Source organism: candidate division WOR-3 bacterium, assembly GCA_016934535.1.
GTDB lineage: Bacteria > SDB-A > SDB-A > SDB-A > SDB-A > JAFGIG01.
In genome coordinates this window covers 1-13,430 of record JAFGSQ010000041.1, presented here as the reverse complement: position 1 = coordinate 13,430, position 13,430 = coordinate 1, and the positions used below count along the sequence as shown (strand labels likewise).

Genomic DNA, 13,430 nt, shown 5'->3' with positions numbered 1-13,430 from the left:
GTCCTTAGGTCTTGGGCTTCTCTACAAAATTCACCCCCAAATCAAACTTTCCTTCGGGGCAGGATACCATTACTTCAAGTTCAAAAGTGCTCACCTCCCCCCAGAACAAGTGCCTAATAGTTTGTTATTCGACAAATTTGAGGACGAGGATACAAGGATGTACGATTTTTCTGTGGGATTGAACATGTATAATTCAGAAAACATGTCGGGCATATACTCGTCGTTAAGAAGCGGAATTTGTTATTTTGAATACGGCAAGATATACTATTACTTATATTATTTCGATGAATTAAGGCCTTTCTTTTCAATGTCTCTTGGTTATGACATAAAAATCACATCGCGTTTGCATTTGAAAATCGAAGGCGGAATGATGACGGCATTCAAAGGCGAATGCACTTTCATTCCGGCTCAAGCCGCATTGGAATACAAGTTTTGATTCTTCAATATGTCAATAGAAGTTTCACTTTCCTGAATCCTCTATTAAGAGTTAAAATCTAAAAATACCGGAGAATAAAATGGAAGTGATTTTCAAAGACATTGACCAGAGCAATTTCTACGATTGCATGGACATGGAAGTCAGAGACGACCAGCCCTACGTCGCGTCCAACTCTTTTTCTGTCGCTGAGTCAAAAATATTCCCGCAATGGACAACAAAATCTGTCTATCACGGCGATCAAATGGTAGGTTTTGTAATGTACACGATTGACCAAGGCAAAAAAGAATTGTACTTGTGCAGATTCATGATAGACAAAAGCCATCAAGGCAAAGGTTACGGCGTCGCGACCCTCAATCTTTTGAAAAAAATCGCGCTTGAGACCGAGGAAATCGAGAAAATAGTTCTGAGCACAAACCCAAAAAATAAAGACGGAATAAGGATATACGAAAAATACGGATTCCGGGACACCGGAGTCATAGAAGACGGAGAAGAAGTTTTCGAACTGGTTTTAGACAAGAACAACATGTGAGGAGGTGCGGGTATGGGAAAAAACATTCCTTTTCAAGTCATTGACTGGTCAAAAATTCCAAAAACAGAACATTTGGGTGAAAATGGGACCGGGTACTGGCAAACCCTTCAGTTTGAAGGTCTTAGGGTTAGAACTGTCGAATATTTACCAGGTTTTCTCGCCGATCATTGGTGCAAAAAAGGTCACATAGTACATTGCCTGGAAGGTAATTTTATCAGCGTGCAATCGGATGGTACAGAATTTACTCTTACCAAAGGCATGTCGTATATAGTTTCTGATGATGTCAGCTCTCATCGTTCTACAACAAAAAACGGCGTTAAACTGCTTATAATTGACGGGAATTTTTTGAAATATATACCTGATTAGCACGCTCAACATAAATGCCTGAATGCTTTAATATAAATCTCAATGTGTGGATGAATTAAAAACGTTCGCTGTGAATTTTGAGCGATTTCATTTTTAGAGAAGGAGTAGAAACATGAAAATATTCACGATATCATTATTTCTTATATATTTGATTTTTCAAAACAATATTTATCCACAGCCTACAGATGCTTTCTTAGGGCAAACACCCCCAGATAACATACCTGAAATCTTTGCACCGGGAGTAGTTTCAACGGACGCTCACGAGTTTTCCTTCTGTTTATCCCCGGACGGCGAAGAAATATACTTCACACGAAGGCTCAAAGAGACAAATAAAACATTCATCATGTACAGCAAAATCACCGACAGTGCATGGATACCGCCTGAAGTTGCACCTTTTTCCGTACCGTTCACGTTTGAAGCGATGATCACACCAGACAACAAAAAATTATATTATCAAGCCGGAAGAACCGTCGAAGAAACTCTTCACATGTTTACAATGTGTGTAGATCGAGAATCCGACGGATGGAGCGAACCCATAGAACTCGGAGAACCTTTCAGTCCGGACAAAACAATGTACATTTCTTCAACCTTGGACGGGACAATATACACAACTGACATATCCGAGGGAATGGGTAATGAATGCCTGGGCATGATCGAACTTATCGAAGGTGCATACTCTACTATGGAAAAATTACCGGCTCAGTTCAATTCGGAAATGATATGCCAGTATCCCTGGATTTCACCCGACGGGAAATATTTACTGTTTTCATCATCTGATCCCGGTGAGCCGATGAACAGTTCTTTGTTCATTTCATTTTTTGACGGAAACGGAATCTGGAGCGAACCGAGAGCGATAGACCTCGGGATGAGAGCGAGTCAGCCTTTTGTTACTTACGACGGCAAATATCTTTTCTTTTCTTCCGGCGAACCAGGTAACGGCGATATTTACTGGGTTTCGACAGAGGTATTAAAATGACGGTTTCCCGACCGGATCAGGACTAGAATATTCTTTGAAAATCGATCTCGGAAAACCTATCGCATACGGCAGAACCGCCGAGATTTACCAGTGGCATGAAGGCTGGATTCTAAAGCTTTTCTACGACTGGTTTAATCTTGAAAATATCGAACACGAGGCCGCGGTTTCCAGAGCAGTCGGAAAAACCGGATTCACAATTCCGGAAGTCGGCGACATAATCCGCGTCAATGGAAGGAACGGCCTTCTCTACAGTCAGGTCTGCGGAAGACCGATTTCTGAAATTATAATGAAAAAACCCTGGAATTTTATCAGATACACCAACCGTTGCGCCGAGCTTCAACTAAAAATTCACGAGATAAAACCCGGAATAAAACTGCCTTCACAGCGGAATAATATTGCGCGCAGAATAAAAGAAACAGAAGATTTACCTGACAAACTAAAATTCAAAGCTCTTTCGGTTCTCGATTCTCTCCCCGACGGCGACAGGCTGTGCCACGGCGATTTCCACCCCGGTAACATCCTTTCGACCGAAAACGGAGAGACAATCATCGACTGGATAGACGTCTCCACAGGAAATCCTCTGGCAGATCTGGCGCGCACAAGCGTCATGGCTCTTGGAGAAGCAGACTGCGCTCAGCACGGATATAAAAGGTCTTTGATAAACATTTTTCATAAAAGATACGTAAGCCATTATTTTAAACTTAGGTCAGGCGGAGAGACCGAGTACATGCGATGGCTTCCCGTTATGGCCTCGGCGAGACTCCGGGAGAATATTTCAGAGATCAGGGCCTGGCTGATAGACTATGCTGAAAAAAGCTTTAGCGTTAAGTAAGTGTTACACATAACAAACCGCCTTCCATCATGATGGCAAGTTAAGACTAAAATAGTATAATACAGAATCGTTGTTAAAATCATGTATAAAAACAAAACCTGAGGAGATAAAAATGCCGAAAGCACTTATCGTCTATTACAGCAGAACCGGCAACACCAAAAATATGACCGGTTACATCGAAGAAGGTTTGAAAAACGGCGGTGTATTGGTTGAGATAAAACCGGTGGATGAAGTCACTGCTGAAGAACTCGTCAATTACGACGCAATAATAGTCGGATCTCCGGTTTATTACGGCTCCATGGCTTCTCCGGTCAAAAAACTATTCGACGACTCTATCGTACTTCACGGAAAACTCGACGGAAAAGTCGGAGCGGCTTTTTCTTCGAGCGCCAATATTGCCGGCGGAAACGAAACTACAATCACGGACATTATCAACGCCATGCTCATACACGGAATGATTGTACAGGGTGACTGGAAAGGCGATCACTACGGACCGGTGGCGATTAATTCGCCTGATGAAAGGACTGAGAAGCAGTGCAGAAGGCTGGGTCAGAGGGTCGCTGAACTGATAAAAAAACTCAATACAATGGAATGACAAAACTATAAATTTTTGAAACAAGGAGTCTTTATGCCCGATTTGACTCAGGCCATGATGACGATGATAATTCTTACATGGACTCAATACTTATTCAGAATCCTTGTTTATTCAGGAATTGTCATCGCCTGTGCGCTTGGCTGGAAGAAAAAGAAAAATCCGGGTTTTATAGTTGTTTTGATCTCAGCAATTTTGGGTCTGCTTCATCATCTTCCTTCGATTTATTGCAGAGGTTTTTACGCCGCAAGAAGGGTCCCTGCAATCGAACTGGGCCGCAACATGATAAGATGGTCATACATTGATTATACTGTTCTGCCCATAGTGTCATTGCTCCTCGTAACAGGTCTTTTTCTTATTGCAATAAAAAATAACTCTAATAATTGAAAATCCCGAATAATTGAATCACTAAATAAACTTTATTATTCCGGTAAAATTTGCTATTTTTATTCATTGATTCTAAGAAAAACAGCTAAAACATCAAACGGAAAGAAATCAAATTGAAAGAAAGGCCTGAATTCCCAAAACGGGCGGTCATAACCGCCGGAATGCCTTACGGCAACAAGGAACTCCACCTTGGTCATATCGGTGGAGTTTTTGTCCACGCCGACTGTTACGCCAGATTCCTCAGGGACAGAATCGGTAAAAATAACGTCATCTTTGTTTCGGGAACCGATTGCTATGGTTCGCCGATTCTGGAAGACTTCAGACGCCTGTCCTCTGAAGGTAAATTCCGGGGCACTATAGAAGATTTCGTGAAATCAAATCACGAAAAGCAAAAAACCGTTCTGGAAAAATACAACATTAGCCTGAATCTTTACGCCGCTTCAAGTTTCGGAAAATCCGGCGCCAATCACAAAATTTTTTCGGATTATATAATAAACACCCTTTATTCAAACGGTTATCTTATCAGAATGACGACCTCACAATTCTTCGACACCGAGTTCGGAGTTTTCCTGAACGGCAGGCAGGTAATTGGCAAATGTCCCATTGAAGGTTGTTCATCCGAAAAGGCCTACGCCGATGAATGCTCTATAGGCCACCAGTACATGCCCTCTGATCTTATCGATCCGAAAAGTACTCTCTCTGGTAAAAAGCCTGAAATGAAAGGCGTTGAAAACTGGTATTTTGATCTTGCCGCGTTCAAAGATTTGCTGGAAAAATGGACCGATAGTATCAAAGAACGGCCTAACGCGCGGCCTTTTGTAGACAAAAGCATCAAAGAGTTTCTGGAACCGCCAATAATTTACATCAAGCGCGACCAGAAGGAAAAACTTGACCCGATTTTGGATAAACTGCCGGAACATAACCTGATAGACGACGGGGACAAATTTCCTGTACGAATTGTCTTTAAAAAATTGGACAAAAGGGAAAAAGCCTGTTCGGTACTCAGGGATCATTCGATACGTTTTAGAACCGGCAAAACCCTTGTTCCTTTCAGAATTACAGGGAACACAGAATGGGGAGTCCCCGCGCCTATTATCGAGGGGCTCGAAGGTCTGACCGTCTGGGTGTGGCCTGAATCCCTGTGGGCTCCTATTTCGTTTACAATGACCCACCTCGAAAATCAAAACAAGGATAAAGAATTTTGGAAATACTGGTGGTGCTCAAAAGATTCAAAAGTGTATCAGTTCATAGGAGAGGACAATGTCTATTTCTACGGCCCGGTCGAAACGGCAATATTTTTAGGGATGCAGGGCAAAAAACCCGAGCTTTCACCCAATGAAGGTCAATTGCAAATGCCTGACATTATCGCCAACAGCCACATTCTGTTTCTGGACAAGAAAGCAAGCAGCAGCGGAGCCGTAAAACCCCCAAGCGCCGAAGACCTGCTCAATTATTACACGCCTGAACAGCTCAGAGCACACTTTCTGAGCCTGGGTCTCGGTTTGAGAAGCGTGGGCTTCAAACCGAAACCTCTCAATCCCGCCGCCAACGAATCGGCAGGCGATCCCGTTTTAAAAGAAGGCAATCTTCTTTCGAACGTTTTCAACAGAGCCGCCCGTTCTTGCTTTTACGGCGCGCAGAAATACAGTTCCGGTAAAATACCCGTCGGTGATGTGAGCGCTCAGGTTATGGAAGATGCCAATTCATTAATTATCGAATACGAAAACCGAATGCATAAATGCGAATTACATTTAGTTATAAACCTTATGGATTCATATCTGCACGGAATAAACAAATTCTGGTCAAAAAACATGAAGGAAGCGGAATTAAACAACGACGACTCTCTGCGGATCCAGACCCTGATAGACGCATTTCACATGGTCCGTACCGCAACAGTACTCATGCATCCTATTGCACCTATAGGCACGGAAATGATCCGGGAGTATCTCCGAATGGACGACAGTTTCTGGAGCTGGGACCGCATATTCGAACCGGTGTATTCTTTTATGAGAGACCCTAATAACCATGAACTCAAGCATCTTGAACCGAGGGTGGATTTTTTCATTAAACACCCGAGTCAGATAGCCGAAAAATAACTGCAAAAGTTGATTACGGTCTGGCGTTAAAGAATACTATTCTGATTACACCGAACAAAAATAGTCCGACGCCGATTATGAGGATTACAAGGTTTTCGACAACTTCCCTTACAAGGCTTGTATCAACAAGAAAACGTGCTTTTTTAGGATTGTCCGGATCACAGACAATGTAGACCTCTTTATTAATGTATAATTCCGGAGAATGGGTGGCAAATCTCGATTTGACCCATTGTGTCCTTCCGGCGCTGTCCAGAAATTCCGCCATTAATTTATGCTGTCCTGTGTTTACATCATCTTCCTGAGGGTAAGTCACCGATTCTTTAACTCTTCCGACGATCTTCCTGCCCTTTCTCATAAGCTCTTTGTCTTTATTAAAATCCCATAAACTGAATACTGAATGAACTGAACCTATCAAAATCAAAACCAGACCTATTACTATGGATATGATTTCCAAACTTACAGCTCGCTTTTTTAAATTGTCTTTCAGAAATAAGCAATAAGTTTATCAGAAACCGTTTAATATTCTATTAATCAATCTGATGGAAATTATCGGGTATCGCGACTGTTTGATTTACGCCGTCGAAAACGACGAGTATGGCCTGAAACTTTTAAAGAAAAAAATCACAGCAAGAAGACCTGTAGTCAGTTAAATATGGGGGGATTGTCATCATGACAATCCCCGGTTTTAACACTTAGAAAAGGTCTTTCAAATCTTCGGGCAGGTTTTCAGGATGATCGCATAAAAAAGGTGACAGGAACGGCTGACCGCTCTCTTCCATCAACTGCTGACCTTTTTCAGACAAAAGAAGTTTTATAAACTCGACGGCAAGATATTCACCTTTTCCGCCCTTGATTATTGAAATTCCGTAAACCACAGGTTCTCCGACAATTTCGGTATAGGCTATTTCCGGGTCGACCTGGGTCAGTATTTTTACAACGGCTTTTTTGTAAAAATCTTCGTACGTGAATTCGTTACCTTCGACTTGGCCTATCGAACCGAGATTTATAGCGGAATGAAGATCGAAATAGTTTAGGCTGTGCTGAACTGCGACTGAACGGTATTCAAAAGCATAGTCGAGGTCTCCGGACTGCAGTGAGCTTATCAGGTCGACTGATTTTGATCTGACAACCTCCTCACTCCCTCCGGGTCTGAGAATCTCATTTTTACCTCCGACTCTTCCCTTAAGACTATCGTCACCGGCTATCAAAACATCATAAAGCATGTTGGCGTTAGAATCTGCGTCGAGGCCGAAATCGAAAGCATTCTCGAAATAGACTAATTCTGCCAGCTGAATAACCATCAAAGACCTGTAACCGCAAGGATCGTCATCGGGATTGCTGTGACCGTACGTGACAGCATCGTTTCTTAGGACGTCGTACCAAGTGCGGGTTCCATTTATAATATCTTCGGAACCTGGAGCTCCGTCACGGTAACACAGAACCAGTTCATTCCTTGCGAAAGCTATGTACCAGCTGGCGTAGCCTTTGTCGTAAAGCCTTTTGGGAATAAGATTGTAGTCCGCAGACGCAATAATATCCGGAGGTGTTTCCCCTGCTTCTATTACGGATATTATCTTGTTTATCAGACCCGCGCTTCCTCCCGATTCAATGAGAACTTCCTTGCCGGAATGAGTGTTTAAAAATTCAGCTTTTAGTCCTTCAAATGGTACTGAAAGGCTACCGGCGTGATAAATACTCAGAACAGTGCAGGTGTTTTCAGCTTCCCTGGGCTGCGGTTTACTGCACCCCTGAAAAAAAGCAAGTGTCAATCCAAACACTGCCAGGATTGTTGCGACTTTTCCGATTTTCCCTTTCACTTGACCTCCTTTTTAAAATACATGAACTGCTGAAGCTTTAAAGATTATCCAAGCTTCATTATTTTTTTTAAGCTCCAATTCTTCTAAAGCCGTGTTTGTTACCATGCACACAAAATCCTGCCCAGCCGACACTGTGACATATGCGTATGAGCCTCTGTGTGAAATCTCCCGGACGATTCCCTTGAGGCAATTCCGGGCTGTTGAAACGAGCTTTTCCCTTGAAATTATAATCTCTTCCGGCCTAAGTGTAACTCTGACATCGCCGGTCTTTTCAGTCACTGCGTTGATTTTATGGCCATTTATTTCAATTTCGGCAAAACCGTCCTGCTTGAATCTCGCTTTTCCCCTGAAAATATTTCTTGAAAGGGCAAAATCAGCTACAAACTCCGTCTTGGGATGACGCATAATATAATCAGGTCTGCCAGTCTGAACTATGACACCGTTGTTTATAACAGTCACTCTGTCGCCGAGTACTGCCGCCTCTTCAAAATCGTGCGTGACGTGAATAATAGTGACTTTGAGCTCTTCATGAAGTTCTTCAAGAAAATCTCTCATTTTTTCGCGTGTGCTGGGGTCCAGGGCGCTCAGAGGTTCGTCGAGCAGAAGAATGTCCGGATCGGTGACGAGAGCTCTTGCCAAGGCGATTTTTTGTTTTTCACCTCCGCTCAGCGTGTCCGGCTTTCTATCGAGCAGATCTTTTATGTGAGTCATTGCGGCCATATTATTTATCTTTTCTTTTATCTTCTTTCCGGGAGTTCTTCTGACTTTAAGTCCGAAGGCTATGTTTTCCGCGGCGGACATGTGAGGGAAAAGCGAATAATCCTGATAGACGATACCGATTTTTCTTTTTTCCGGAGAAAGTTCCGTTACGTCTCTGCCGTCAATAATTATCTTTCCTTCGAGAACCGGATACAGGCCTGCTATCGCTTCGAGTAAAACCGATTTTCCAGCCCCCGTCGGCCCGAGGACAATGAAGTATTCCCCTCTTTCTATCTGAAGATCAATATCCCTCAGGACGAAATTGCCCAAGTCAATTTTCAATCCTTTTATTTCAATCACTTGGTTTTCCTGTGGCGAGCCAGAACACGCAAAAGAATAAAACAGAGCAGAGAAATCAATATGACTATCGCCGTCACAGGCCGGGCATATTCAAGTCCGAACGAATTAAATCTGTCAGCAACGAGAATCGGAGTCACGCATGCGTAATTTCCGAAAAAATTTACGTGATAAGCCAATACGAGTACCGCACCGAACTCGCTTGCTCCTCTCGCCCACATCATTATCGAGCCAGACAAAATACTTCTCCACGCCAGCGGAAGAGATATCCTGAAAAATGTCTGCCAGGGCGACGCGCCGAGAGTCCTCGCTACTTTCTCGAGTCTGACGTCAACAGACTCAAAACCTTCCCTCGCGGCATTCAGGAGAAATGGTATGCTGACAAACAACATGGCAATAATTACGCCTGCGATGCTGTTGAAAAATGATACGCCTAAAAATTTAAAAAACCTGCCCGTAAGGAATCTGCTTCCGAATACGAAAAGGAGAGCTATTCCCGCCGCTGAATGGGGAATGACGACAGGAATGTCAATAAGTCCCTCGACAATTCTTTTGCATATAAAATTCTTCCTCGCCAGCAGGTAAGCAAGAGGAACTCCGAACACCAATCCGATAACTGTCGCAAAAGCTGCGGAATAAGCCGTCATTAGTATCGAACTGTAAACTGATTTTTCCAAAAGTGCGGTGCGCAAGGTTCCCAATGAAGATGAAAACAATAATTTTAAAATCGGTCCGGCGATGAAAATAGCCATTGAAAATCCAAGTACAACAAAGACAAGAGTCATGATGTCGGCTTTTTTCATTTTTTTCTTTAAGCTCACGACTCTTTCCCGCTAAAAAAAGAAAAAAGGCACCACAAGGATACTAAGTGCAGTATTATTGAATCAAATATTGACATTCTCTCCTTTCCGAACGCGGGAGGTGAAGACGTTTCCGGCCGCACCCTCGAGACTTCCGTCTGCCGGTCGCCCGCCGTGGATCACTCTTTAGGCAAAGCGACTCGAAGAGTTGGAACTATCTATGATTTGTTTTGCATGAAATGCAATCGCGCTCATTATAAATTTAAGTCAATATAAGAACAAGCAAAATTTTAATATTGGAAGATATTCAAATGTGTCTTTCGAAATAGTATAATATCAAATTACTCGGCTACAATAAAAGGAGAAAGACTTTGAAAATAAATAATTTAACGAATTCTGATTTTGAAGCCATAAAATTACTTCATAAAAAAGACAAGACAGCTTCAATTAATAAGGACGCGGAAACTCTTTTGTCTCTTTTTACGGTTGACGGTATTCTCATTCAGCCCGATGGTAAAATAATTGAGGGTATCGAAGAACTTAAAAAAATGCTTGTTTATAATTTTGAACAATCAAAGGATTATAAAATAACAGAATACGATCACGATTTTATAGAAATTAATGTCATCGGTGATTATGCCTTCGAATGGGGATCCTACAGAGGTAAAGCCGTTCCAATAGTTAAAGGAAAAGAAATCTCCAGCGGCGGCATGATAATGAGGATATTGAAACGTCAAAAAAACGGATCCTGGAAAATCCACAGGTCTATCTGGAATTAGGAAAATTGCCCAAGTTATTCAAACTTAGCTCGCACGTCGCCGTCTTTTTCCGGAGTTGAATAATGTCTGTATTTATTGTTTTGAGTTCAGTTTGTTTTTTCTGTTTTCTATTGAGAACAATATTCAACATTTTGCATTACAAGAATCATCCATTATCTCAGAACAAAAAAATAATTTTTTTTATATATGTAATTATGGCTTTTTTATGGTTTTCCTGGTTTCAAATGTGTTTTTTTGATCCTCTGAAAATTAACGTTCCGGTTTGGTTAAGGTGTACCGGTTTATTGTTATTTATCACGGGTATTCTGCTATTTTTATTTTCAAACATGAAATTAAAGGAAGACAAAACAGGTAAAACTGTTACAAGCGGTATTTATTCAAAAATCAGGAATCCGATGTATTTAGGTTTTATTATTTGGTTGGTCGGTTTTCCATTATTTCTTCAGAGCACGATCACTCTCTTATCTTCAGTAATCTGGATATCATTTATAATTCACTGGAAAATATTGGAAGAGAATGAATTAGAAAAAAAAGATCCAAAATACCGTGAATACAAAAATAAAACCTGGTTTTGAAAATACAATAGATCAGACAATTGCATGAACCATGAAATTAATCGGCATTAAGCGTCACCAAAAAGGCATCCTCTATGAATTGTTACTCGATGCTTACGCGCTTTCACCCCTTAATAATTGCAAATACAAGGCCGAAATTGTGCCTGAAATCATTCAATATGAAATGGATATTTTTCACGAATGATTTATCTTGAGAAAGTGATTTTCAATTTTGGCAGAGACAATTCCGATTACAATAATCGTATTAGTGACAGAAAGCTATAAAGGTTATGATTTATGAAAAGGAGAAACCACTATGGATGTTGAAAAGGCTACTGGCATTCTTTGCTGTCCCAAATGCAAAAACGAAATAAAAATCATTAACAAACAAGAATTGCAGTGCGGGGGATGCGGAGAAAAGTTCGAATATCAGGATAATCTCATAGACTTTAATGTCAGGGAACAGGAGCATTTCAACAACTGGAGCGGATCAACTGAAGCTGAAAGAACTGAAAAATGGTTCGACCAGCTTATATCGGAAAATTATTTAACAAGGGAAGACTGTGAAAATATAGGTTGTAATCTTAATGTTGATCAACTTATGAAAGCCATAGGAACAGGGCTTTCGATGATCCGGAATGGATATTACAATCCTTATAATAAAACAATAATTGATGTTTGCTGCGGGACAGGTTCTTTGTTCAACGACGAAATGGACTATTCAAAATTATCGGATAAAACCATTATCCTCACTGATTTAAGCAGGACGGCTCAAACAAAAAACCAGGAGAGACTGAACAAAATTGCAACTGACTGCGATTTTGTTTACTGTGTTTGTGACGTTAGGAATTTACCCGTAAAAGATGATTCTGCAGATTTAATTTCGACTTTTGCCGGATTCGGAAACGCTGAAAACGGGAAAAGTGTTTTATATGAAGTAAAACGGGTTTTGAAACGTACCGGTAAATTTACTGCAGTTGAATTGCTGTATGGGGAAAACAGCCGGACCGTTAGATTGAGCGAAAAAATGGGAACCGCTGATTTAGCAACAGTTGATCGGATTACCCGGCATTTTGCAGAAGCGGACTTTACAGACATAAAAACAAATACTATTTTTAGAGGTTTGGCACGAATGGCCGGTGATTTTTTCCCTCTCAAAGGCGAAGAATCAACCGTAACTATCATGTCCGCAATAATGAAGTGAGTTTAAACTGCCTGAAGACAATTATGTGTTTGTTTGACTTCAAATGCATAAACCGACAAACTCACTTGCTTTGCATGTTGAATAAAAGCAATTGAACAAAGGTCTCACCTGATTACCGGCGACGATTTCGAGCATTCAGGCTCTGTTTAAATGAAAACTGATAAAGGAAGGGAAAAACGCGATGAATTTATTTGAAATCAAAGACGAATGCAGAAAAAACCTCAACAAATATACAAAAAAAGCATTCCAAAAAATACCCGAAATTAAAAAACCTCTGATATTGGATGCCGGATCAGGCACCGGAGTTCCCGCCCTCTCCATCATAGAATATACAGACGGAGTAATCTATGCCGTTGACAATGATGAGGAAAGTATAAAATGGTTCAGAAAAATAGTATCTGAAAAAAAGCTGAATGACAGGATAAAAATCATTGATAACTCGATATTAAGACCTGGATTGTTCAATTTCAAATTCGATATTATTTTAGCGGAAGGATTGTTGAACGCAATCGGTTTTTACAAAGGACTTGAAACTCTTCTGAAATATTTAAAAAATGGCGGTTTTTTAATCATCCATGATGAATTCAGAGACGACCCTATGAAAAGAAGACATTTCAGAAACAATCATTTGAGCTTGCTGGGGATCATTGAAATATCGGAAGATGTATGGCTAAATGATTATTTTTCATGTATGGAGAAAAAACTAAAAATGTACGTAGAAAATAATATTGCGGAAAAAGAGTTAAGCTTAATTGAAAACCAAAAGAAAAACGCTGAAAATCTAAAATCAATTTATTACATTTTACGAAATCATTATTAACTTACGTCTGAAAATATTTTTCTTGAATAAATTCGGATGAAATAAAATAAATTAAAACTTAAAAAAAACGGATGTGATAAAAATGCTTTTTTATTACAAAGAATTCTCGTTGAGAAAACCCAAAATCGAAGATGCAGGCGGATTCATTGGTATATGCGCTGATAAAGAGGTTATGAGATACTACGG

Annotated in this window: 16 protein-coding genes and 1 riboswitch; of the genes, 12 read left to right on the top strand and 4 right to left on the bottom strand. The window is 40.8% G+C overall.

The window, feature by feature from the left end:
- The 8 genes from JXL83_06455 to JXL83_06420 all read left to right on the top strand — a co-directional run.
- Positions 1-436 (top strand): hypothetical protein (locus JXL83_06455; protein ID MBN2363753.1); only part of this gene is annotated, 436 nt, incomplete at its 5' end.
- A 79-nt stretch (positions 437-515) separates the two neighbouring features.
- Positions 516-965: a GNAT family N-acetyltransferase gene (locus JXL83_06450; protein MBN2363752.1), complete on the top strand. Its 450-nt coding sequence runs from the start codon at positions 516-518 to the stop codon at positions 963-965.
- A 12-nt stretch (positions 966-977) separates the two neighbouring features.
- Positions 978-1,331, top strand: coding sequence for a DHCW motif cupin fold protein (locus tag JXL83_06445; GenBank protein ID MBN2363751.1), 354 nt, complete (start codon positions 978-980; stop codon positions 1,329-1,331).
- 343 nt (positions 1,332-1,674) lie between these two features.
- The gene (locus JXL83_06440; GenBank protein MBN2363750.1) at positions 1,675-2,307 is read left to right on the top strand and encodes a PD40 domain-containing protein; all 633 of its coding nucleotides are present in this window, start codon (positions 1,675-1,677) and stop codon (positions 2,305-2,307) included.
- A 34-nt stretch (positions 2,308-2,341) separates the two neighbouring features.
- Positions 2,342-3,139 (top strand): phosphotransferase, encoded by a 798-nt coding sequence (locus JXL83_06435; protein MBN2363749.1) that lies wholly within the window; start codon positions 2,342-2,344, stop codon positions 3,137-3,139.
- A gap of 112 nt (positions 3,140-3,251) precedes the next feature.
- The gene (locus JXL83_06430; GenBank protein MBN2363748.1) at positions 3,252-3,734 is read left to right on the top strand and encodes an NAD(P)H-dependent oxidoreductase; all 483 of its coding nucleotides are present in this window, start codon (positions 3,252-3,254) and stop codon (positions 3,732-3,734) included.
- Between the two features lie 33 nt (positions 3,735-3,767).
- On the top strand, positions 3,768-4,118 hold the full coding sequence (locus JXL83_06425) for a hypothetical protein (GenBank protein ID MBN2363747.1): 351 nt from the start codon (positions 3,768-3,770) through the stop codon (positions 4,116-4,118).
- Positions 4,119-4,279: 161 nt separating this feature from the next.
- Positions 4,280-6,214 carry a class I tRNA ligase family protein gene (locus JXL83_06420; protein ID MBN2363746.1) on the top strand — a complete coding sequence of 645 codons (1,935 nt, stop codon included), beginning with the start codon at positions 4,280-4,282 and terminating at the stop codon, positions 6,212-6,214.
- A gap of 13 nt (positions 6,215-6,227) precedes the next feature.
- On the opposite strand, the gene JXL83_06415 is transcribed toward JXL83_06420, so the two are convergent.
- From JXL83_06415 to JXL83_06400, 4 genes are all read right to left on the bottom strand, one after another.
- Positions 6,228-6,668 (bottom strand): DUF3592 domain-containing protein, encoded by a 441-nt coding sequence (locus JXL83_06415; protein ID MBN2363745.1) that lies wholly within the window; start codon positions 6,666-6,668, stop codon positions 6,228-6,230.
- Positions 6,669-6,906: 238 nt separating this feature from the next.
- Positions 6,907-8,031, bottom strand: coding sequence for a tungstate ABC transporter substrate-binding protein WtpA (gene wtpA / locus JXL83_06410; GenBank protein ID MBN2363744.1), 1,125 nt, complete (start codon positions 8,029-8,031; stop codon positions 6,907-6,909).
- 12 nt (positions 8,032-8,043) lie between these two features.
- Positions 8,044-9,090 carry an ABC transporter ATP-binding protein gene (locus JXL83_06405; protein MBN2363743.1) on the bottom strand — a complete coding sequence of 349 codons (1,047 nt, stop codon included), beginning with the start codon at positions 9,088-9,090 and terminating at the stop codon, positions 8,044-8,046.
- A complete protein-coding gene (locus JXL83_06400) occupies positions 9,087-9,890 on the bottom strand; it encodes an ABC transporter permease (protein MBN2363742.1) in 804 nt (267 codons plus the stop codon). Before JXL83_06400 ends, JXL83_06405 begins: the two co-directional genes overlap by 4 nt.
- An 82-nt stretch (positions 9,891-9,972) precedes the next feature.
- Positions 9,973-10,105, bottom strand: a riboswitch (molybdenum cofactor riboswitch).
- A 153-nt stretch (positions 10,106-10,258) separates the two neighbouring features.
- Between JXL83_06400 and JXL83_06395 the strand changes: the two genes are divergently transcribed.
- The 4 genes from JXL83_06395 (at position 10,259) to JXL83_06380 (ending at position 13,244) form a co-directional block, all read left to right on the top strand.
- The gene (locus JXL83_06395; protein ID MBN2363741.1) at positions 10,259-10,666 is read left to right on the top strand and encodes an SgcJ/EcaC family oxidoreductase; all 408 of its coding nucleotides are present in this window, start codon (positions 10,259-10,261) and stop codon (positions 10,664-10,666) included.
- A gap of 110 nt (positions 10,667-10,776) precedes the next feature.
- Positions 10,777-11,241, top strand: a complete 465-nt coding sequence (locus JXL83_06390) for an isoprenylcysteine carboxylmethyltransferase family protein (protein MBN2363740.1) — start codon at positions 10,777-10,779, stop codon at positions 11,239-11,241.
- A 295-nt stretch (positions 11,242-11,536) separates the two neighbouring features.
- A complete protein-coding gene (locus tag JXL83_06385) occupies positions 11,537-12,424 on the top strand; it encodes a class I SAM-dependent methyltransferase (GenBank protein ID MBN2363739.1) in 888 nt (295 codons plus the stop codon).
- Between the two features lie 181 nt (positions 12,425-12,605).
- Positions 12,606-13,244 carry a class I SAM-dependent methyltransferase gene (locus JXL83_06380; protein MBN2363738.1) on the top strand — a complete coding sequence of 213 codons (639 nt, stop codon included), beginning with the start codon at positions 12,606-12,608 and terminating at the stop codon, positions 13,242-13,244.
- Positions 13,245-13,430: the final 186 nt, after the last annotated feature.